23 protein-coding genes and 4 pseudogenes are annotated in these 19,659 nt (G+C 73.2%); 11 read left to right on the forward strand and 16 right to left on the reverse strand.

Annotation, left to right across the window (positions count from 1 at the left end; genetic code table 11):
* Positions 1-87 precede the first annotated feature (87 nt).
* The 7 genes and pseudogenes from U6N30_RS27545 to U6N30_RS27575 all read right to left on the reverse strand — a co-directional run bounded on the left by U6N30_RS27545 (position 88) and on the right by U6N30_RS27575 (position 5,873).
* Positions 88-402 (reverse strand): hypothetical protein, encoded by a 315-nt coding sequence (locus tag U6N30_RS27545; RefSeq protein ID WP_324274775.1) that lies wholly within the window; start codon positions 400-402, stop codon positions 88-90.
* Positions 348-620, reverse strand: a complete 273-nt coding sequence (locus U6N30_RS27550; protein ID WP_324274776.1) for a hypothetical protein — start codon at positions 618-620, stop codon at positions 348-350. The genes U6N30_RS27545 and U6N30_RS27550 overlap by 55 nt, the downstream gene beginning before the upstream one ends.
* 762 nt (positions 621-1,382) lie before the next feature.
* A complete protein-coding gene (locus U6N30_RS27555; RefSeq protein ID WP_324274777.1) occupies positions 1,383-1,688 on the reverse strand; it encodes a hypothetical protein in 306 nt (101 codons plus the stop codon).
* Positions 1,689-1,867: 179 nt separating this feature from the next.
* Complete coding sequence (locus U6N30_RS27560) at positions 1,868-2,215, reverse strand: acVLRF1 family peptidyl-tRNA hydrolase (protein ID WP_324274778.1); 348 nt, start codon at positions 2,213-2,215, stop codon at positions 1,868-1,870.
* Positions 2,216-2,530: 315 nt separating this feature from the next.
* Positions 2,531-3,097 carry an MFS transporter gene (locus tag U6N30_RS27565; RefSeq protein WP_324274779.1) on the reverse strand — a complete coding sequence of 189 codons (567 nt, stop codon included), beginning with the start codon at positions 3,095-3,097 and terminating at the stop codon, positions 2,531-2,533.
* A gap of 52 nt (positions 3,098-3,149) precedes the next feature.
* Entirely contained in the window at positions 3,150-3,743 is a 594-nt protein-coding gene (locus tag U6N30_RS27570; protein ID WP_324274780.1) for an MFS transporter, read from the reverse strand.
* A 316-nt stretch (positions 3,744-4,059) separates the two neighbouring features.
* A pseudogene (locus U6N30_RS27575) lies at positions 4,060-5,873 on the reverse strand (phosphoenolpyruvate carboxykinase (GTP)).
* A gap of 225 nt (positions 5,874-6,098) precedes the next feature.
* Between U6N30_RS27575 and U6N30_RS27580 the strand changes: the two are divergent.
* Complete coding sequence (locus tag U6N30_RS27580) at positions 6,099-7,202, forward strand: oxidoreductase (protein WP_324274781.1); 1,104 nt, start codon at positions 6,099-6,101, stop codon at positions 7,200-7,202.
* Between the two features lie 537 nt (positions 7,203-7,739).
* Here the strand turns inward: U6N30_RS27580 and U6N30_RS27585 are convergent.
* Genes U6N30_RS27585 through U6N30_RS27595 form a run of 3 tightly spaced genes read right to left on the reverse strand, consistent with a single transcriptional unit; the run spans position 7,740 to position 8,613 of the window.
* A complete protein-coding gene (locus U6N30_RS27585; RefSeq protein ID WP_324274782.1) occupies positions 7,740-8,270 on the reverse strand; it encodes an SRPBCC family protein in 531 nt (176 codons plus the stop codon).
* A complete protein-coding gene (locus tag U6N30_RS27590; RefSeq protein WP_324278500.1) occupies positions 8,267-8,527 on the reverse strand; it encodes an ArsR/SmtB family transcription factor in 261 nt (86 codons plus the stop codon). The genes U6N30_RS27585 and U6N30_RS27590 overlap by 4 nt, the downstream gene beginning before the upstream one ends.
* On the reverse strand, positions 8,476-8,613 hold the full coding sequence (locus tag U6N30_RS27595) for a hypothetical protein (protein WP_324278620.1): 138 nt from the start codon (positions 8,611-8,613) through the stop codon (positions 8,476-8,478). Before U6N30_RS27595 ends, U6N30_RS27590 begins: the two co-directional genes overlap by 52 nt.
* Before the next feature lie 57 nt (positions 8,614-8,670).
* Between U6N30_RS27595 and U6N30_RS27600 the strand changes: the two genes are divergently transcribed.
* From U6N30_RS27600 to U6N30_RS27610, 3 genes are read left to right on the forward strand one after another with little or no spacing between them, the layout of a single operon-like run.
* Complete coding sequence (locus U6N30_RS27600) at positions 8,671-8,910, forward strand: hypothetical protein (RefSeq protein ID WP_324274783.1); 240 nt, start codon at positions 8,671-8,673, stop codon at positions 8,908-8,910.
* A gap of 39 nt (positions 8,911-8,949) precedes the next feature.
* Positions 8,950-9,192: an acyl carrier protein gene (locus U6N30_RS27605; RefSeq protein ID WP_324274784.1), complete on the forward strand. Its 243-nt coding sequence runs from the start codon at positions 8,950-8,952 to the stop codon at positions 9,190-9,192.
* Positions 9,193-9,206: 14 nt separating this feature from the next.
* Positions 9,207-10,079, forward strand: coding sequence for a nitronate monooxygenase (locus U6N30_RS27610; RefSeq protein WP_324274785.1), 873 nt, complete (start codon positions 9,207-9,209; stop codon positions 10,077-10,079).
* Between the two features lie 212 nt (positions 10,080-10,291).
* Here the strand turns inward: U6N30_RS27610 and U6N30_RS27615 are convergent, their stop codons facing one another.
* Positions 10,292-10,984 carry a DsbA family oxidoreductase gene (locus tag U6N30_RS27615; protein WP_324274786.1) on the reverse strand — a complete coding sequence of 231 codons (693 nt, stop codon included), beginning with the start codon at positions 10,982-10,984 and terminating at the stop codon, positions 10,292-10,294.
* A gap of 38 nt (positions 10,985-11,022) precedes the next feature.
* On the reverse strand, positions 11,023-11,400 hold the full coding sequence (locus U6N30_RS27620) for an FKBP-type peptidyl-prolyl cis-trans isomerase (protein ID WP_324274787.1): 378 nt from the start codon (positions 11,398-11,400) through the stop codon (positions 11,023-11,025).
* Positions 11,401-11,770: 370 nt separating this feature from the next.
* Between U6N30_RS27620 and U6N30_RS27625 the strand changes: the two genes are divergently transcribed.
* The 5 genes and pseudogenes from U6N30_RS27625 (at position 11,771) to U6N30_RS27645 (ending at position 14,994) form a co-directional block, all read left to right on the forward strand.
* A complete protein-coding gene (locus U6N30_RS27625) occupies positions 11,771-11,917 on the forward strand; it encodes a VOC family protein (RefSeq protein WP_324274788.1) in 147 nt (48 codons plus the stop codon).
* Positions 11,917-13,337: pseudogene (locus U6N30_RS27630) on the forward strand (alpha-glucosidase); the annotation flags it as partial. The gene U6N30_RS27625 and the pseudogene U6N30_RS27630, both read left to right, overlap by 1 nt.
* Before the next feature lie 3 nt (positions 13,338-13,340).
* Positions 13,341-13,625: an alpha-glucosidase C-terminal domain-containing protein gene (locus U6N30_RS27635; RefSeq protein WP_324274790.1), complete on the forward strand. Its 285-nt coding sequence runs from the start codon at positions 13,341-13,343 to the stop codon at positions 13,623-13,625.
* Positions 13,626-13,750: 125 nt separating this feature from the next.
* On the forward strand, positions 13,751-14,434 hold the full coding sequence (locus tag U6N30_RS27640; RefSeq protein ID WP_324274791.1) for an MFS transporter: 684 nt from the start codon (positions 13,751-13,753) through the stop codon (positions 14,432-14,434).
* Entirely contained in the window at positions 14,431-14,994 is a 564-nt protein-coding gene (locus U6N30_RS27645) for an MFS transporter (RefSeq protein ID WP_324278501.1), read from the forward strand. The genes U6N30_RS27640 and U6N30_RS27645 overlap by 4 nt, the downstream gene beginning before the upstream one ends.
* A gap of 212 nt (positions 14,995-15,206) precedes the next feature.
* Here U6N30_RS27645 and U6N30_RS27650 read toward each other — a convergent pair.
* The 4 genes and pseudogenes from U6N30_RS27650 to U6N30_RS27665 form a co-directional block, all read right to left on the reverse strand.
* A pseudogene (locus tag U6N30_RS27650) lies at positions 15,207-16,366 on the reverse strand (acyl-CoA dehydrogenase family protein).
* Positions 16,367-16,624: 258 nt separating this feature from the next.
* Positions 16,625-16,789, reverse strand: a complete 165-nt coding sequence (locus U6N30_RS27655; protein WP_324274792.1) for a hypothetical protein — start codon at positions 16,787-16,789, stop codon at positions 16,625-16,627.
* Between the two features lie 88 nt (positions 16,790-16,877).
* Positions 16,878-17,807, reverse strand: a complete 930-nt coding sequence (locus tag U6N30_RS27660) for an AMP-binding protein (RefSeq protein ID WP_422678154.1) — start codon at positions 17,805-17,807, stop codon at positions 16,878-16,880.
* On the reverse strand, positions 17,723-18,604 hold the full coding sequence (locus U6N30_RS27665) for an AMP-binding protein (RefSeq protein WP_324274794.1): 882 nt from the start codon (positions 18,602-18,604) through the stop codon (positions 17,723-17,725). The genes U6N30_RS27660 and U6N30_RS27665 overlap by 85 nt, the downstream gene beginning before the upstream one ends.
* Before the next feature lie 95 nt (positions 18,605-18,699).
* On the opposite strand from U6N30_RS27665, the pseudogene U6N30_RS27670 reads away from it, so the two are divergent.
* Positions 18,700-19,073, forward strand: a pseudogene (locus U6N30_RS27670) (DUF2237 family protein).
* Positions 19,070-19,657, forward strand: coding sequence for a glutathione peroxidase (locus U6N30_RS27675; protein WP_324274795.1), 588 nt, complete (start codon positions 19,070-19,072; stop codon positions 19,655-19,657). The pseudogene U6N30_RS27670 and the gene U6N30_RS27675 overlap by 4 nt, the downstream one beginning before the upstream one ends.
* The last annotated feature ends 2 nt before the right edge of the window (positions 19,658-19,659 follow it).

Raw genomic sequence — 19,659 nt, forward strand, 5'->3', positions numbered from 1 at the left:
TGCGCGCGGCGCGGCGGGTCTCGGCGTCGGTCAGGCTGCCGCCGGCCTCCTCCTTCTGGCGCCGGGCGTCCTCCGCGAGCAGCGTCATCAGCCGCTCCCGGCCGGCCGCGTAGTGCAGGAGCTGCTGGTCGTCGTCGGTGCGGGCCCGTCGGCGGAGGTCGTCCACGTAACGCTTGAGGCGCTCGACCGGCACGCGGTACCTGCGCCCGGACAGCGGCACCTGGATCGAGTCGGCGGGCTTGCGGATCTCCCCCACAGCGCCCGGCGGAGCACGGCCGCCATCCGGGCGTCGCCCTTGAGGACGGCGGCCCCGGGCAGGTCGTCGGCGCGCACCGGGACGCGGGCGGTCAGATCGGCGACCGTCGTCTGGTCGACGTCGACCTCGCCCAGGGTGGGGAGCACCTGCTCGATGTAGCGCAGGAACGCCCGGTTCGGTCCGACGACGAGAACGCCGGTCCGGGCCAGCTGGCCACCGTGCGTGTAGAGCAGGTAGGCGGCGCGGTGCAGGCCGACCGCCGTCTTGCCCGTGCCCGGCGCCCCTGGACGCAGATGGAGTCGGCGAGCGGCGCGCGCACGACGTCGTCCTGGTCGGGCTGGATGGTGGCGACGATGTCGCGCATCGGCCCGCTGCGGGGCCGTTCGATCTCCTCCCGGAGGAACGTTCCGCCTTCCTCCCCGCGACCAGGACCTCGTCCTCGTAGCCGGTGAGCTCGCCGCCCGAGAAGCCGTACCGGCGGCGCCGGGTCACGCCCTGGGGATCGGCGGCGGTGGCCTGGTAGAACGGCCGGCTCATCGGTGCCCGCCAGTCGATGACGACGGGATCGCCGGTGGCGTCCCGGACGTGCCGACGGCCGATGTGGAACGTCTCCCCGGTGCGGTCGGTCCGGCCGAAGAAGGGCGGGACGCCGGGGTCCGCGGCCAGCGCGGCCAGCCGCTCCGCCCGGGCCGCGCCGAGCCGCTCCGACGCCCAGGCGTCGACCCCGGCATCGACGACGGCGGAGGCGGCGGTGCGCATCTGCGTGAGGCACGCGGCGGCGCGCGCGAGGTGGGCGCGCTCGGCGGTCAGCACAGGGTCGACGGTCTCGGGGTCAGCGGGAGGAGACACGGTCGGAGGACGCTACGCCCCTGCTCGGCCGCAGTCACGGGCTCCGCCCACGCACCCGCCGAACTCCTCCGGCACCCGCCGGTATCGGTTCGGTCTCGACCCTTGGCAGCACGCGACGCAGGCAGCAGCCTGTGCGGGTGACCCGGAGGCGCCTGGTGCTGCTCCCGCTGGCCGGCGTCGTCCTCGTCGTGACCGGCTGCGCGGAGCGGTCCTCCGCGGCGCCGCCGGACGCGCCCCCTCGGTGTCGCTGCAGCCGATGCCGCCCGCGCCGGGCCCGCTACCGGACGGCCTGCTGCCCGACGGCGCGCTCGCGCCGGAGGAACTCGGCGTCGAGCCGGCCCCGTACGAGCTGGGCGCGCTCAACGAACGACTGCACGCCCTCGCCGGGGAGTCGCCGGACTTCGGCGGACTCGATGCCCGGGACCGCGCCGTGGTCGTCGTCCGCTGGTTCGGGACGCCGCCGGCCGACGTCCTGGCGGTCGTCGACGAGTTCGCCGGCGCCCCCTTCGACATCCGCGTGGAACCGACCAGCTTCCGCCCCGGGGACCTCCGGGCCGAGGCGCAGCGGTTGCTGGAGGAGCACCCCGGCGTCGTCACCGTGACGTTCCCCAGGAACGAGGGGGACGGGGTCGGCGTGGGCATCGCCCCTCCGCCGCGTCCGCCCCCGATCAGGCCGACCTGGCGCGGCTGGGCGTCACGAGCCGGTTCCCGCTGTTCCCGGAGTCGATCTCCCGGCCGGTCCCGGCGGCGGGTTGACCGCGGTCAGGTGGTGCGCACGTCCGGCTCGATGATGTGCACCTGGACGGCGCGGAACTGCGCGGGGGTCTCGAGCAGTACGGCCTTCGTCGGCTCCCCGACGTCGAGGGCCGGTTCGCGCCGGAGCGCGGCCAGAGGACGCAGCCGCTGATCGGCGAGCACGTCGTCGACGAGCCCCTTGTCGCCGCCGGTGAACAGCGCCTCGACGGACGCCGCGTGGGGCAGCAGGACGCGGACCGCCGTCTCGACCGCATGCGCGACGACGGCGTCGGTCTGGTGGCCGCGCCGGCGGGCGAACCGCTGCTGGGACCAGCCCCCGGCCGCCGTCCGGCCCTGGACCTGGCGGGCGTCCACCTTGGAGACGACCAGGTCGGCTCCGTCGAAGACCCCACGGCCCAGCGGCCACGGCGCACCAGCAGCACGGCCGCGCGGTGCGGCTGCCGGGCCGCGGCCGTGAACGCGCTGAGCAGCGCCGGCCCCGGCTCCCAGGGGAACGGGGCCCGCAGGACGACGGTGGTGGTGTCGGCGCAGGTGATCTGCAGGGCCGCCCCTCGAGGACGACGTCGGAGAAGCTGCCGTGCCGGTCGGCGACGCCGTCCAGCCAGCGGCCGAGGCGAACCGGCGCGATCCCGAGGATGCGGCCCCCGCCGGCGGCGGGCCGGGCTCGGGTCAGCGGACGAGGGCGGGAATCGAGGCGTGCTCCGCCGGGACGTGCAGCAGCTTCTGGAACATCGCGACCACGACCGTGGCGACCGCGGCGGCGACCGTCGCGACGGAGAACGCGGTGTTCGCCCCGTAGACGTCCACGAGCTTGCCGGAGACCGAGGCGCCGACGGCCACGCCCAGACCGAGGGCGGTCCCGATCCAGGTGAAGGCCTCCGTCACCGCCGCCCGCGGGACGAGCAGCTCGGCGAGGGTGAACGAGCTGATCAGCGACGGCGAGATCGCGACCCCTGCGAGGACGACGAACGGCACCATCACCCACACGTCGGTGACCACGAGCAGCGGGAGGCTGCAGACGGTCAGGAGCGCGGACGCCCCCACCAGCCGGAGCCGCAGCGGCATCCGCCAGTGCACGGTGCCCCAGCCGATGCCGCTGGCCATCGACCCGACCGCGAGGCCGGCGATGAGAACACCGGACAGGGACTTGGCGCCCTCCTGGTCGGCGAAGGCGACCAGCGCGATCTCCAGCGCGCCGAGGACGGCACCCACGGCGGCACCGACCACGAACAGCACCCGCAGCCCGCGCGTGCGGATCGCGGAGGGCCGTTGCGGTGCTCGTGCGGAGTCACGGGGGCTCGGTCCGGCGCTGGGCGGCGAACAGCAGGCTGCCGATGGCGGCCAGGGTGAACGCGGTGACGACGCCGCTGGTCGCGTGGCCGGTCGTCGACAGGAACGTGACGAGCACCGGACCGACGATGAAGACGAACTCGTCGACGACGGACTCCATCGCCAGCGCCGTCGGGAGCCGGTGGCTGCCGCGCAGCAGGTGGGTCCAGCGCACCCGGATCATCGAGGACACGGGCGGGATGCACGCTCCCGCGAGCCCGGCGGTGGCGAAGACCGTCCAGACCGGCCAGTCGCCCTTCACCGCGGTGAGGAAGCCGCAGCCGGCCACGATGAAGACGGCCAGCACGGGCAGGAGGACCGTGCGCTGGCCGTGGTCGTCGGCCCAGCGCCCCAGCAGCGGGCCGGCGACGGCCGTGGTGACCGCGCCGGTCGCGGCCACCGCGCCACCCAGGCCGTACGAGCCGGTCTCGTCGGCGATGAGCAGGACGCTGCCCAGACCGACCATCGACAGCGGAAGCCGCCCGATGAACGCGGCGAGCACCATCGGCAGGGCGTGCGCCGTCCGGAGCACCTGCAGGTAGGGATTCGCCACGAGCGGGGAGCCTCCAGTAAGGACCGCCGCCCACCCACCCCTCGCGAGCTCGCGGTGGGGCCCTGGAGCCGGCCGTCAGTGCGGTGCCGCCACGCTAACCGACACCTCGCCGTCCCGCCCCGAAGCCACCGGGCCCCCTCCCATGTCGATCAGGTGTCCTGAGCATCTGGGGTCCTCCCTCAGCACCGGTGCTGAGGGAGGACACAGAACGATCAGGTCACCTGATCATCCTGGGGGCCAGGGCCAGGGCCAGGGACGGGGCGGGACGGCGAAGGGCCCGGACCGCGACGCTGCGGTCCGGGCCCCGTCTACCGGCTCACGCCAGGCGGCTCGTGAGGATCTCCAGCTCGTCCCACATGGTGCTGGGCAGCTTGTCGCCGAACTTCTCGAACCACTCGGTGATCTGCGGGATCTCCTCGCGCCACTCCTCGGGCTTGACCGCGAGGGCCGCCTCGACCTGCTCCGGCGTCATGTCGAGACCGGAGACGTCGAGGAGTCGACGGTGGGCACGTGGCCGACGGGGGTCTCGACGGCGGCCGCCGTCCCCTCGAGCCGCTCGACGACCCACTTGAGCACGCGGCTGTTCTCGCCGAAGCCCGGCCACAGGAAGCCGCCGTCCTCGTCGCGACGGAACCAGTTCACGTAGAAGATCCGGGGCAGCTTGGTCGAGTCGTGCTGCTTGCCGGTGTCGACCCAGTGGGAGAAGTAGTCGCCGGCGTTGTAGCCGATGAACGGCAGCATCGCGAACGGGTCGCGCCGGACGACGCCGACCGCTCCGGTCGCGGCGGCGGTGGTCTCCGAGGAGAGCGTCGCGCCCATGAACACGCCGTGGTTCCAGTCCCGGGCCTCGCTGACCAGCGGGATCGTGGTCTTGCGGCGGCCGCCGAAGAGGATCGCCGAGATCGGCACGCCCTTCGGGTCGTCGTACTCCGGCGCCAGGATCGGGCACTGCGTGATCGGGGTGCAGAAGCGGCTGTTCGGGTGGCTGGAGGGCTCGTCGCTCTCCGGCGTCCAGTCCCGGCCCTTCCAGTCGGTGAGGTGGGCCGGCGGCTCGTCGGTCATGCCCTCCCACCAGATGTCGCCGTCGTCGGTGAGGGCCACGTTGGTGAAGACCGAGTTGCCCTTCTCGATCGTGCGCATGGCGTTCGGGTTGGTGTCCCAGCCGGTGCCGGGCGCGACGCCGAACAGGCCGAACTCGGGGTTGAGGGCGTAGAGCCGGCCGTCCTCACCGAAGCGCATCCAGGCGATGTCGTCGCCCAGGGTCTCGACCTTCCAGCCCGGGATGGTGGGCTCCAGCATCGCCAGGTTCGTCTTGCCGCAGGCCGAGGGGAACGCCGCGGCGACGTAGTACGTCTTCTGCTGCGGGCTGGTCAGCTTGAGGATCAGCATGTGCTCGGCGAGCCAGCCCTCGTCGCGCGCCATCACCGAGGCGATGCGCAGCGAGTAGCACTTCTTGCCGAGCAGGGCGTTGCCGCCGTAGCCAGACCCGTAGGACCAGATGGCCCGCTCCTCGGGGAAGTGCACGATGTACTTGGTGTCGCTGCAGGGCCAGGGAACGTCCTGCTGGCCCTCGTCGAGCGGGGCGCCGAGGGAGTGCATGGCCGGCACGAAGGGCCGGTCCTCGCCCATGGCGTCGAGGATGTGGCTCCCGATGCGCGCCATCACGCGCATGGAGACGACGACGTACTCGGAATCGGTGAGCTCGACGCCGAACATCGGGTTCTCGGCCTCGACCGGGCCCATGCAGAACGGGATGACGTACATGGTGCGGCCGCGCATGCACCCGCGGTACAGCTCGGTCATGACCGATTTCATCTCGGCCGGGTCCATCCAGTTGTTGGTGGGACCGGCGTCGGCCTCGTCGACCGAGCAGATGTAGGTGCGGTCCTCGACCCGGGCCACGTCGCTGGGGTCCGACGCGCACCAGAAGGAGTTCGGCTTGGCGGCCAGGCGACGGAACGTCCCGGCGTCGACCAGCTTCCCGGTGAGCCGCTCCCACTCCTCGTCGCTGCCGTCCACCCAGACCACCTCGTCCGGCGTCGTCAGCTCGGCCATCTCCCGCACCCAGGCCAGGAGGCGGGCATGGGTCGTGGGGGCGTTGTCGAGACCGGGGGTGGCCACGGAAGTCATGCGTCTCCATCCTCTGGGGAGCCGGGGCGGAGTACTGCACCGGCGATGGTGCGAGTGCGACCCGGCCGCTGCACGGCTGCAACGAATCCGGGTCGGGTCAGGTTACCGACGTTCTAGACGTCTGTAATCGTGAGAGATGTTACGTCTAGGACGTCTGGTATTCAGGTCGGAAGACCCTGGTGGCCCCGCGGAAGAGCCGGGGACATGGACGCGTTGGCCCCGGCCGTGAGCACCCCAGCCCTCCTCTCGCCCCTCGCTCTCCGCGGCGTCACGCTGCCCAACCGGCTCGTCGTCGCCCCGATGTGCCAGTACTCCGTGACCGACGGCTTCGTCGGCGACTACCACCTCGCCCACCTGGGCCGCTTCGCGCTCGGCGGCTTCGGGCTCGTCGTCGTCGAGGCCACCGGGGTCACCCCGGAGGGCCGGATCAGCCACGGCGACACCGGGCTGTGGTCCGACGAGCACGTCCCCGGCATGGCCCGGGTGGTCGACTTCCTGCACGCCCACGGGTCGAAGGCGGGCATCCAGCTGGCGCACGCCGGCGCGAAGGCCTCCAGCAAGCGCCCCTGGGACGGCGAGGGCCCGGTGACGCCGGAGAACGCGCAGCCCGGCGAGGAGCCGTGGCCCACCGTCTCGGCCAGCGCGGTCCCGGTCGGGCCCGGCTGGCCGATCCCGCACGCGCTGACCGTCGAGGAGCTGGGCGACGTGCGGAACGCCTTCGTGGCCGCCGCCCGGCGCTCGCTGGACGCGGGCTTCGACGTCGTCGAGGTGCACGCCGCCCACGGCTACCTGCTCAACCAGTTCCTCTCCCCGCTGACCAACCGCCGCGCGGACGCCTACGGCGGGTCGCGCGACGGTCGCATGCGGTTCCCGCTGGAGGTGGTCGAGGCGGTGCGCGCGGCCTGGCCGGACGACCGGCCGCTCTTCGTGCGCGTCTCGTCGGTCGACGGGTCCCGCGACGGCGTGACGCTGGAGGACACCGTCGCCTTCGCCCGCGAGCTCAAGGCGCGGGGGTGGACGTCGTCGACACCTCCGGCGGCGGTCTCGGCGGCGGATGGCACCATCCCATCGGCTACGGCTACCAGGTCCCGCACGCGGCCCGGATCCGCGCGGAGGCGGACATCGCCACCATGGCCGTGGGGCTCATCGTCGACGCCCGGCAGGCCGAGGCGGTCGTCGAGCAGGGTCTCGCCGACCTGGTGGCCGTCGCGCGCGAGGCGCAGGACGACCCGAACTTCGCCGCGCGGGCGGCGCTCGAGCTCACCGGGAACCACGACGTCTTCCCGGTGCAGGCCGGTCCCCGGCTCGCCTCGCGCGAGCGGCTGCTGAGCAGCCTCGGTCCGTGGAACGGTCCGGACCCGGTCCAGACGAAGGACCCCCGTTCCCCCACCCTTCGCAAGCTCAGGGCGGGACCCTGAACGGGGGCCTGAGGAACTAGCCTTCGCTGCCGTGACGCCGAACCGTCGGGCGCTCGTCCGCGCCGCCTCGATCCAGCTCGCCGCCGGCCTGGCCGGCCAGGTGGTCGCCCTCCGCCGGCGACACCACTACGACATCCCTTTCATGACCGGCAGCCCCCAGCACGTCGGCCGCGACTCGTGGTGGTTCGGGTCGGCGATCAGCGCGCCCTCGTACATGCTCGCCTCCCAGGCCTGGGGCATCGCGCGCCTGCTGCGCGACCCGGCGGACGACCGGGCACGGCAGGTGCTCCGGCTGCTCGGGACCGGGATGATCGCCGGCTATCTCTCCGAGCGCCTCTGCCGGCTCCGGCTGACCCCGCCGGCTTCGACCCGGTGGAGACGCCGATCGTGGCGGCCGGCTTCGGCGGCACGGTGGCGATGGCGCTGCTCAGCCGGCCCTGACGTCCGGTCAGGACGGCGTGCGCCCGTAGGACGGCCCGACCTCGGCGTAGAAGGCGTCCCAGTGGTCCGGCGGAGGCGCGTCGCCCAGCTCCGCGCCGAACTTGGCCAGGTACCAGTGCCAGCCCATCGCGAAGTCGGCGACGTCGGCATCGGCGGGGAAGACCTGGACGAAGCTCAGATGGGTGCGCCCGCCCTCGCTCCACAGGTCGAGATCTACCCGCCAGTCCTCGGTCTCCTGCTGCGTCCACTCCACGACCAGCCGCCGCGGCGGGTCGCACTCGAGGATCGTCATCGGCTCGCCGACGTGCTCACCCTCCTCGTGCGTCATGACGAAGGTCCCGGTGCCCCCGGGGCCCCGGGCGCCGTCGTACACCCCGATCCAGCGGACCAGGCGGTCCGGCTCGGTCAGGGCCGCCCACACGTCCTCGATCGGATCCGGCCAGGACCGCCGGAACTCCAGCCGCTGCCGTCCGTCCTCCCGTCGGGTCACCACACCGCGCCGGGTGTCGGGATCCGTGCTCGTCTCCGGGGTGGTCATGCGCCGTCTCCTGTCCGTCGTGCCCGCCGTCCGCGGGCGATCTCGGTGTCCAGTGCGTCCAGCCGCCGGGCCCACAGGTCGCGGTAGGGCTCCAGCCACTCGTCGATCTCGCGCAGGGGTCGCAGGTCGAGCGCGTACAGCCGCCGTTTGCCCTCGGCACGCGCGGTCACCAGCCCCGCCTCGCGGAGCACCCGCAGATGCCGGCTCACCGCCGGGCGGCTGACGGGGAACCGGTCGGCGAGCTCTCCGGCGGCCAGCTCCCCTGCGCGAGCAGGCCCACGAGCTCGCGCCGGACCGGGTCGGCCAGTGCCGCGAGCGCCTCCACGGGGCATGCGTAACACATCAGTTACGCGTTGCGCCAGAGGTTTCCGCGCGTGGACGCCCGGGGCATGCGACGGCCATGACCGTCACCGATCCCGACGTCCCCGATCCACTCAACGACCCGCGCACCCTGCAGGCCGACCCCGGCGCGCACGGCCAGGGCGACGACCTCGCCTCCGCCGCGGACGATCCCGAGGCCGCGGGTGAGGACGAGCTCGCGACCAGCCAGAACCTCCCCGACGAGGCCGGCGGCGGCGACGTCACCGGGGCGCGCTCTCCGAGCCCTGAATCATGTGACGGATCGGTCCGTCGCGGGTAGGGCGGCGAGGTCCACACCGCTTCGGAACGAGGAGGACCGATGGCCACGGGCGAGACCGGCTTCGAGGACGTCTACTACGACCTCATCTCCGTCCAGTACCACTCGCTGAAGGCCGGGCACGACTACGGCCAGTACGTCCGCGACGCCGAGAACGCCGGCCTGGACGACGTCGCGAGCTTCTTCCGGGAGGTGATGGAGCAGGACTCCGCACGGGCGAAGCGCTGTCACGAGTTCCTGGGCCGGCTGCAGGGGACCGAGCAGGGCGGCCCGGCCGCGCAGTAGAGCAGGATGGGTCGGTGATCAGGACCCCGCTGACCCGCTGGTTCGACCTGACGACGCCGGTCATCGGTGCGCCGATGGCCGGCGTCTCCGGCGGCGCGCTGGCCGCTGCCGTCTCACGCGCCGGCGGTCTCGGGATGATCGGCGTGAGCGGCTCGCACCCCGCGGCGTTCGTGACCGAGCAGTGCGCGATCCCGGCCGCCGACCTGCTGCCGTTCGGCGTCGGGCTCATGGCCTGGGTCCTGGACGACCGGCCGGACCTGCTCGAGGCGACGGTCGCCGCCCAGCCCGGCCTCGTCTCGGTGTCGTTCGGCGATCCCGGCCCCTACGTGGGGCCGCTGCACGACGCCGGGATCGCGGTGGCGGCCCAGGTGAACACTGCCGACGACGTGCACCGCGCCGTGGACGCCGGCGTCGACGTGCTCGTGGCCCAGGGCTCGGAGGCTGGTGGGCACACCGGGCAGCGCGCGACCCTCCCGCTGCTGCAGGAGGTCCTGACGCTCACCGACCGGCCGGTCGTCGCGGCCGGCGGCATCGCCACCGGGCGCGGGATGGCCGCCGCCCTGGTCGCCGGGGCGGCCGGCGTCTGGATCGGCACTCCGCTGCTGTCGTGCCCCGAGGGCTCAACTCCCCTGCCGCCCGGGCGCGGGTGCGCGCTGCCCACGGCGAGGACACCGTCCTCACCCGGGCGTTCGACGTCGCCCAGGGCCTCGCCTGGCCCGAGCGCTGGCCCGGCCGTGCGCTGGCCAACGAGTTCAGCCGTACGTGGCACGGCCGCGAGGAGGAGCTCCGGCAGGACGCCGAGGCCTCGCGACGCGTCGTCGAGGCCCGGCGGAGCGACGACCTGGAGCAGGCGCCGCTCTACGCCGGGGAATCGGTCGCGCTCGTGACCGCCGAGCGGTCGGCGACCGATGTCGTCCGCGACCTGGACGCCGACGCCGAGCGGCTCCTGCGGCGGGTCCCGAAGCTGTTGGACTGAATCCTCCGCCTGGTCGGCATCGTCCAGGGCACCGCCCCGAGCCTGCGAGGGCAGGTGGCCACGTCCAGAGGCTCGCCGTGAGCGTGCGAGAGGTGAGGAGGACGGGGTCCTTCCAGGGGTCCTTCAGACCGCGCAGCTGTCGTCCGTGCACCCGTCGGCGGGCGGCACCGTGACCAGCGGGTTGGCCTCGGCCCAGGCCCGCTCCAGGATCTGCAGGAGCAGCTCGGCGGGCTGCGCGCCGGCGGCACCGAACTTCCGGTCGACGACGAAGAAGGGGACGCCGGTCGCGCCGAGCGCCTGGGCCGTCGCGCCGTCCTGTCGCACCGCCGCCAGGTAGCGGCGGTCGGTCAGCGCCGCGCGGACCTCGGTCTCGTCCAGCCCGACCTCGACCGCGAACGGGACCAGCGAGTCGACGTCGAAGACCGGCCGGCCCTCGACGAAGTAGGCGTGCAGCAGGCGCTCCTTGAGCGCGTTGCGCTTGCCGTGCTCGGCCGCCAGGTGCAGCAGCTCGTGCGCCGGCAGGGTGTTGCCGCTGACGGCGTCGGCCAGGTGGTACTCCAGGCCCTCGTCGGCGGCGACCTGCTCGACGCGGGCCATGTTCGCGCGCATCGACTCGACATCGGTGCCGTACTTGGCGGCCAGGGCCGGCAGCGTCGGGTGCGTCTCGCCCTCGGGAACCGAGGGGTCGAGCTGGAAGGACCGCCACACGACCTCGACCTGGTCCCGGTGCGGGAACTGCTCGAGGGCGCTCTCCAGGCGGCGCTTGCCGATGTAGCACCAGGGACACACGACGTCGGACCAGACCTCTACCTGCATGCCGGGCCCAACGTCGTTGTCCGTTCAACGATTCCGGGTCAGCGCACGCCCATCAGGTCGACGACGAAGACGAGGGTGGCGCCGGGCTTGATGACGCCGCCCGCGCCGCGATCGCCGTAGGCCTTGTGCGCGGGGATGGTCAGCCGGCGGCGGCCGCCGACCTTCATGCCGGCGATGCCTTCGTCCCAGCCCTGGATGACCATGCCGACGCCCAGCCGGAACTCCAGCGGGTCGCCCCGGTCCCAGGAGGCGTCGAACTGCTCGCCGCCGTCGTGCGTGACGCCCACGTAGTGCGCACTCACCAGGCTGCCGGCGGTCGCCTCGGGTCCGTCGCCGACGGTGATGTCCTCGATCACGAGGTCCGCCGGGGCCGGCCCGGTCGGCGGCTCGACGTCCGGTCGGGTCAACTCAGCCACGGGGTGCTCCCTCCTGCGCCGAGACTGTCCCGGCACCGGCCCCCATCCAAGCAGCGGGCGGCCGGACCCGTGCGAGTCGATCCTCGCCCGGATGCCCGGTGCACCTCCCCGGCGATAGCGTCCTGGGCATGCTCGATCACCTGGCACTGCAGTGCACGGACGTCGGCTCCGCGGCGGACTTCTACACGCGGGTGTTCGCCTCGTGCGGGGTCCGTGAGCTCATGCGCTACGACGGTCCGGGCGGCGGCGCGGTCGTCGGCCTCTGCGGGCCCGACAACTTCCCCGGCTGTGGCTCGGACACGCCGTCGACACCGGCGTCCGCCCCGTCCACCTGGCGATCACCGCACCGTCCCGCGACGCGGTCGACACCGTGTTCGGGGCGGCGAAGGACGCCGGGACCGAGGTCCTGCACGAGCCGCGGGTCTGGCCGGAGTACCACCCCGGCTACTACGCGGTGTTCGTGCGCGACCGCGACGGCAACAACGTCGAGGCCGTCCACCACACGTTCCCCGGCTGATGACGCCCGAGCACGCTCCGTGGTGGACCAGCGCCGTCGTCTACCAGGTGTACCCCCGCTCGTTCCAGGACTCCGACGGTGACGGGATCGGTGACCTCGGCGGGGTCCTCCGGCGGATCGATCACCTGGCCGACCTCGGCGTCGACGTCCTGTGGCTCTCGCCCATCTACGCCTCCCCGCAGGCCGACAACGGCTACGACATCAGCGACTACCAAGCCATCGACCCGCTGTTCGGCACGCTCGGGCAGCTGGACGAGCTGATCGCCGCCCTGCACGCGCGCGGCATGAAGCTGCTGATGGACCTGGTCGTCAACCACACCAGCGACGAGCACGACTGGTTCGTCGAGTCACGTTCGTCGCCGGACTCCCCGAAGCGCGACTGGTACTGGTGGCGTCCGCCGCGGGGCGGCTTCGCCGGCGGCGACCCGGGCGCGGAGCCGACGAACTGGCAGGCGGCCTTCTCCGGGCCCACCTGGACCTTCGACGAGGCCAGCGGCGAGTACTACCTGCACCTGTTCGACCGGAAGCAGCCCGACCTCAACTGGGAGAACCCCGAGGTCCGGCAGGCCGTGCACGCGATGATGCGGTGGTGGCTCGACCGCGGGGTCGACGGCTTCCGCATGGACGTCATCAACATGATCAGCAAGGACGCCGCCGAGGACGGCCACCTGCACGACGGCCCGCCGATCCCCGGGACGTCGCTGGGCGACGGCTCGGCGTCGTTCATCTGCGGCCCGCGCATCCACGAGTTCCTGCAGGAGATGCACCGCGAGGTCTTCGCCGGGCGGGACGGGGCGTTCCTGACGGTCGGGGAGATGCCGGGGGTGACGGTCGAGCAGGCTCGCCTGTTCACCGATCCGGCACGCGCCGAGGTGGACATGGTCTTCCAGTTCGAGCACGTGAACCTCGACCACGAGGGCAGCAAGTGGCGGCCCGTCCCGCTGCTCATGCGCGACCTCAAGGCCTCGTTCGGCCGGTGGCAGGCCGGGCTCGCCGAGGTCGGCTGGAACTCCCTCTACTGGGACAACCACGACCAGCCGCGGGCCGTCTCCCGTTTCGGCGACGACTCGCCCCGGTACCGGCGTGACTCCGCCACCTGCCTGGCCACGCTGCTGCACCTGCACCGCGGGACGCCGTACGTCTACCAGGGCCAGGAGCTCGGGATGGCGAACTACCCGTTCGCCGGCGTCGACGACTTCCGCGACGTGGAATCGGTCAACCACTTCGGGACGGCGATGGTGGCCGGCGAGGACCCGGCGCAGGTGCTGGCGGCGATGCGGCGGATGAGCCGGGACAACGCACGCACCCCGTGCAGTGGGACGCGTCGCCGCACGCCGGGTTCACCAGCGGGACGCCCTGGCTGCCGGCCAACCCCGACCACGACCGCTGGAACGCCGAGGCCCAGCGCGACGACCCGACGTCGGTGCTCGCCCACTACCGCCGGCTGATCGCGCTACGGCACGAGAACCCGGTCGTCGCGCTCGGGGACTTCGCGATGCTGCTGCCCGAGCACGACGACGTCTACGCGTTCACCCGCACCCTCGACGGCGAGGTCCTGCTGGTCGTCTGCAACGTGAGCGCGACGCCGTACCCGCTGGTCGAGCTGCTGCCGGAGGCGGCGAACGGGCGGCTGCTGCTCGGCAACCTGGCCGACGAGGACCCCGAGCTCCTGCGCCCGTGGGAAGCCCGCGTGCTCAGCGTGTCCTGATCTGCGCCGGCGGGCGCTGGACCGCGAGTGCGTCCCGGCCAGGCAGCGACGAGGTCCGGGCGCCGGGCGCCGGACCGGTAATGGTGTCGGCCTTGCGGCCCGGCGCCGCCTAAGCTCTCCTCCTCGTGGGCCGGATCGTCGACGCAGTGCTCCCGGCCCGCATGGGGACGCCGTTCCGCTGGCTGGTCGGCTCGGCGTGGGCCGGGAACCTGGGCGACGGCATCGCGCTGGCCGCCGGGCCGCTGCTGGTCGCGTCGCAGACCTCGGACCCGCTCCTCGTCGCGCTCGCCGGCCTGCTCCAGCGGCTGCCGTGGCTGCTGTTCGGCCTGCACGCCGGCGTCCTCGCCGACCGGGTCGACCGCCGCCTCGTGGTGGTCGTGGTCGACCTGGTTCGCGCGTTCGTGCTCGTGGTGCTGGTCGCCGCACTGGTCACCGGTGCGGTGAACATCCCCGTCGTCCTGGCCGCGATGTTCCTGCTGGGGACCGCCGAGGTCTTCGCCGACACCACGAGCGCGACGCTGTTGCCGATGGTCGTGCCACGGGCGGACCTCGGCATCGGCAACGCCCGGATGATGACCGCCGGCATCACGATGAACCAGCTCGTCGGCCCGGCGGTCGGCGCCGCGCTGTTCGCGCTGGGCATGGCCTGGCCGTTCGTCGTCCAGACCCTGTGCGTGCTGCTCGCGGCGCTTTTGATCTCGCGGATGGTCGTGCCCCCGCTGCCCGCGCCCGAGGGCCGCGCCACGTCGGCCGCGACATCGCCGAGGGCTTCCGGTGGACGTGGGGCAACCCCGCCGTCCGGACGCTGACGCTGACCATCGTGACCTTCAACGTCACCTACGGGGCGGCCTGGTCGGTCCTGGTCCTGTACGCGACCGACCACCTCGGCCTCGGCCCGATCGGGTTCGGGCTGCTCACCACCGTGGGTGCGCTCGGCGGGATCGCCGGCACAGCCGGCTACGACTGGCTGGAGCGGCGCGCCAGCCTGGCGGCGATCATGCGGGTCGGGCTGGTCATCGAGACCCTCACCCACCTCGGTCTCGCCCTCACCACGACGCCCTGGGTGGCGATGACGATCATGTTCGTCTTCGGTGCCCACGCGTTCGTCTGGGGGACGACGTCCCGCACGGTGCGGATGCGGGCGGTGCCCGCCCAGCTGCAGGGGCGGGTCGGCAGCCTGTACTCGATCGGCGTCTTCGGCGGGATCGTGGCGGGCCAGGCGCTGGGCGGCGTCATCGCCCGGATCTGGGGGATCACCGGCCCGTTCTGGTTCGCCTTCGTCGGCTCGGCCGTCATCCTGGCGCTCATCTGGCGGGAGCTCGCGCACATCGCCCACGCCGACGAGGAGGCGCTCGCGGCGAATGCTTGACCCTCGACCTGGTCGAGGCCCGACGGTCGGCCGGGTGGAGGAAGGCGTGCGGGGTATCGGTGAGACGGCCCGGGAGTCCGGGCTCACGGTGAGCGCCCTCCGGTTCTACGACGGTGCCGCATGCTGATGCCCACCCGCCTCTCCGCGTGACGCCGGACTGTGCGCTGATCGGGGCCTCGACGGGTCCAGGACCCCGACCAGCGCACGGTCGCTCAGCTGAGCGGGCTCCGCGGGAGCAGGCGGTCGCTGATGATCCGCTTCTGGATCTCGCTGGTGCCCTCGAAGATCGTGGTCAGCCGCGCGTCGCGCCAGTGACGCTCGACCTGCCGCTCGGTGGTGTAGCCGTTGCCGCCGTGCAGCTGCATGGCCTGGTTGGTCACCCGGATCGACATCTCGGTGGCCTCGAGCTTCACCATCGACGCCTCCTTGTGCACGGGAGGCCGAGGTCGAGAAGGTGGGCGACCTGCCGGTAGAAGGCGCGGGACTGCTCGATCTGCGCGGCCATCTCGGCGACGGCGAACCGCAGCGCCTGGAAGTCGCCGATCGGGTGGCCGAACTGCTCGCGCTCCTGCAGGTAGAGGATCGAGTCCTCCAGCGCGGCGCGGGCCAGTCCGACGGCGCGGGCGGCAGTGTGCACGCGCGCGGTGTTGAGGAACTTCTGCGCCTCGGCGAACCCGGCCTGCTGCGCGGCGGCTGTGTCGAGGCCCTCCTCCTCGCTCTCCTCGCGGGCGGCGCGGGCCTCGTCGATGACGTTGTCCTCCGGGATGCGGACGCCGTCGAAGGCGAGGTCCCAGGTCAGGAAGCCGTGGTAGCCGATCTTGTCGATCGGGGAGCCCGACAGGCCCTCGGGGAACTCACCGCGCTTCTTCTCCAGCAGCAGGTTGAGCAGGCCGGCCGAGCGCGACTCGCCCTCCTCCGGGTCGCGCTCGCGGACGAGCACCTGGATGAAGTCCGCAGCCTTCGCGTTGCCGCACCAGCGCTTGCGCCCGGTGACCACCCACTCGTCGCCGTCCAGCACCGCGCGGGTCTGCACGCCCGCCAGGTCGGAGCCCGCGTCGGGCTCCGACAGCGCGATGGCGCCGATCCAGTCGCCGCGGGCGCTGCGCTCCTGCAGCTCGTGCCGGCGGTCGGCGTCGCGCACCGCCGTCCCCAGGCCCTGTGAGCGGGCCAGGATGCTGGCCGTCGACATCCACGCCCGGGCCAGCTCCTCGCTGACCATGCAGTACTCGAAGACGCCCAGGCCCAGCCCGCCCTGCTCCGCCGGCACGGTGATGCCGAAGTAGCCCAGCTCGGCGAGCCGGGTCAGCAGGGACGCCGGGATCTCGCCCTTCTGCGGGTCGAGCTCGTTCGCGACCGGCAGCACCTCGTCCATGGCGAACCGACGGGCCTGCAGCTGCAGCTCCTCCCGCTCCGGGGTGTGCCACGGCGGCAGCAGCACCGGCGGCTCGGGCTGCCAGGTCTCGGTGGCGCTATCGGTCGACGTCACTGTCGGCCTCCTCGGTCAGGCGATCATCACGTGCACCTTGGCGGCTGGGGTGCCCGCCGCACGCCGTCGTCACCCGTGAGGTGAGCGGGCTCACCGTCGAGCCGGGTCACCCGACCTGCAGCCGCGTCGTGCCGCGGCCCCACGTCAGCCGGTGCGGCCGGAGCCGCGCTGCTGCGCCAGCTGGACGTAGTGGTCGACCAAAGAGGCGTCGTCGACGGCGCCGGGATTGACCGCCTTGGCCGGGTCGACACCCTGGAACAGCTTCTTCAGCGGGACCTCCAGCCGCTTGCCGGTGCGGGTGTGCGGCACCCCGGGACGGCGATGATCTCGTCGGGCACGTGCCGCGGTGACGCCTGCTGCCGGATCGCGGCCTTCAGTTCCGCCTCGAGCTCGTCGGTCAGCTCCTCCCCGGCACGAGCTGCACGAACAGCGGCATCCAGTAGCCGCCGTCGCGCAGCTCCACGCCCAGGACGACGCAGTCTGCGACGGCGGGGACCGACTCCACGGCCGCGTAGATGTCGGCCGTCCCCATCCGGACCCCGCCGCGGTTGAGCGTCGAGTCCGAGCGGCCGGTGATGACGCAGGTGCCGCGCTCGGTGATCTCCAGCCAGTCGCCGTGCCGCCACACGCCGGGCCACGGCTCGAAGTAGGCGGCGCGGAAGCGCGCGCCGTCGGGGTCGTTCCAGAAGTGCAGGGGCATCGAGGGCATCGGCTCGGTCACCACCAGCTCGCCGAGTTCCCCGGTCACCGGTCGCCCCTCCTCGTCCCAGGAGGCCACGGCGACGCCGAGCATCGGCCGCTGCAGCTCCCCGGCGGTGACCGGCAGCAGCGGTGAGCTGCCGATGAACCCGGTGGCGACGTCCGTCCCGCCCGACGCGGAGGTCAGCTGCAGGTCGCTCCCGACCGCGTCGTAGACCCAGAGGTAGGAGGCGGCGGGCAGCGGCGAGCCGGTGCACCCGAGCACCCGGAGCGCGGAGAGGTCGTGGTCGTCCCGGGGCCGGACGCCGGCCTTCTGGCAGGCGGCCAGGTACCCGGGGCTGGTGCCGAGGTGGGTGACGCCCAGCCGGGCGGCGAGCGCGAACTGGGCGTCGACCGTCGGGTAGGCCGGCGCGCCGTCGTGCAGCACCGCGGTGGCGCCGGACAGCAGTGCCGACACCACGACGTTCCACATCATCCAGGCGGTGGAGGTGTACCAGTAGAAGCGGTCCCCGGGGCCGACGCCGGAGTGCAGCCGGCTGGACTTCAGCTGCTCCAGCACCACGCCGCCGTGCCCGTGCACGATGCCCTTGGGCAGCCCCGTCGTCCCGGACGAGTAGAGGATCCACAGGGGGCGTCGAAGGGCAGCGGCTCGAACACCGGCTCCTGCGCATCCGCCACGGCGTCGGCCCACGGGAGCGCGGCGTCGGGCACCTCGTCCGGGAGCAGCCGCGGGACGGCGACGGTCGTGCGCACGGTGGGCAACCCGGCCCGCAGCTCGGCGACGACGTCCCGACGGTCGTGGGCCTTGCCGCCCCACCGATAGCCGTCGACGGCGACGAGGACGACCGGCTCGATCTGGGCGAACCGGTCGAGGACGGCGCGGGTGCCGAAGTCGGGCGCGCAGGAGGACCACACCGCACCGACCGACGCCGCCCCGAGGAAGGCGACCACCGCCTCGGGCACGTTCGGCAGGTACCCGACGACGCGGTCGCCCCGCTGCACCCCGAGCCGCCGCAGCGTGGCCGCGAACGCCCCGACCTGGGCGCGCAGCGACGCCCACGGGATCTCGACCGGCTCGGCGTCCTCCGCGACCGCGATGAGCGCGGGCGCGTCGTCGGCCGGGTGCCGCAGCGCCTGCTCGGCGTAGTTGACCGTCGTCCCGGGGAACCAGACCGCCCCGGGCATGCTCCGGTCGGTCAGCACCCGGTCGTCGGGGACGCCGGGCAGTACGCCGGTCCACTCGGCGAGGTCGCCCCAGAACTGGTCGAGGTGCTCGACCGACCAGCGCCAGAGGGCGTCGTAGTCGGTCGGGTCGCCGAACGAGAGCCCCCGCCGTTCCTCCACCCAGCGGGCGAAGGCGGCCATGCGGGTCGCCCGCATGCTCTCGGGCGTCGGCTTCCAGAGTTCCGCGGGGACGTCGGCCACGTCCCGACCATGCCATCCTGACCGCGCGCCCACCATGTACTCGCACTGCGCACCGACGACCGCCGAGGAGGACCGTGGAGCCCGACGAGCGCAACGTGCTGGGTGGACCGCTGGAGCCGTGCGGCACGGAGCCGCTGACCGGCTTCTACCGGGACGGCTGCTGCAGCACCGGGCCGGAGGACCTCGGCTCGCACACCGTCTGCGCCGTCGTCTCCGCCGGCTTCCTCCGGATGCAGCGCGAGCTCGGCAACGACCTGTCCACCCCCGGCCCGAGTACGGGTTCCCGGGCCTGAAGCCCGGCGACCGGTGGTGCGTCGTGGCCGTCCGGTGGCTGCAGGCCTACCAGGCGGGCGCGGCTGCCGGCGTCGTCCTGGCCGCCACCCACGCCCGGGCGCTGGAGATCGTGCCGATGGAGGCGCTGCGCCAGCACGCCGTCGACGTCCCCGACGACATCAGCGGCCTGGAATGAACGCCCGGCGGACGACGCTGACGGCAGTCATGGAGAAGGACCCCCTGCCCCCACCCCTCGCAAGCTCGCGGCGGGCCCTGCACGGGGGCCACCAGTCGCTCCTCGACCTGCCGGTGACCACGCTCCAGGGCGAGCCGACGACCTTGCGCGAGCTGACCGGCGGCGGGCCTGCCCTGGTGGTCAACGTGGCCAGCCGGTGCGGCCTCACGCCGCAGTACGCCGGTCTGGAGGCCCTGCACGAGGAGTACGCCGCCCGCGGCTTCACCGTCGTCGGGGTGCCGTGCAACCAGTTCATGGGCCAGGAGCCGGGCACCGCCGAGGAGATCGCCGAGTTCTGCTCCGCCACGTACGGCGTCACGTTCCCGATGACGGAGAAGGTCGAGGTCAACGGACCCGGCGCCCACCCGCTCTTCCAGCAGCTCACGTCGGTCCCGGACGTCGACGGCACGGACGGCGACGTCTCCTGGAACTTCGAGAAGTGGATCATCAGTGGCCAGGGCGAGGTGGTGGGCCGCTTCCGTCCGCGGACCCAGCCGGACGCCCCCGAGGTCCGCGCCGCGATCGAGTCGGTCCTGCCCAGCTGAGG

This window comes from Blastococcus brunescens, from assembly GCF_035320885.1.
GTDB classification, from domain to species: Bacteria; Actinomycetota; Actinomycetes; order Mycobacteriales; family Geodermatophilaceae; genus Blastococcus_B; species Blastococcus_B brunescens.

Excerpts from the sequence above, each read along its gene's own strand:
- U6N30_RS27550 (WP_324274776.1), bottom strand. The coding sequence starts at position 620 with ATGCGCGACATCGTCGCCACCATCCAGCCCGACCAGGACGACGTCGTG.
- U6N30_RS27585 (WP_324274782.1), bottom strand. The coding sequence starts at position 8,270 with ATGACCACCCCGGAGACGAGCACGGATCCCGACACCCGGCGCGGTGTG.
- U6N30_RS27595 (WP_324278620.1), bottom strand. The coding sequence starts at position 8,613 with ATGTGTTACGCATGCCCCGTGGAGGCGCTCGCGGCACTGGCCGACCCG.
- U6N30_RS27600 (WP_324274783.1), top strand. The coding sequence starts at position 8,671 with ATGACCGTCACCGATCCCGACGTCCCCGATCCACTCAACGACCCGCGC.
- U6N30_RS27605 (WP_324274784.1), top strand. The coding sequence starts at position 8,950 with ATGGCCACGGGCGAGACCGGCTTCGAGGACGTCTACTACGACCTCATC.
- U6N30_RS27615 (WP_324274786.1), bottom strand. The coding sequence starts at position 10,984 with ATGCAGGTAGAGGTCTGGTCCGACGTCGTGTGTCCCTGGTGCTACATC.
- U6N30_RS27675 (WP_324274795.1), top strand. The coding sequence starts at position 19,070 with ATGAACGCCCGGCGGACGACGCTGACGGCAGTCATGGAGAAGGACCCC.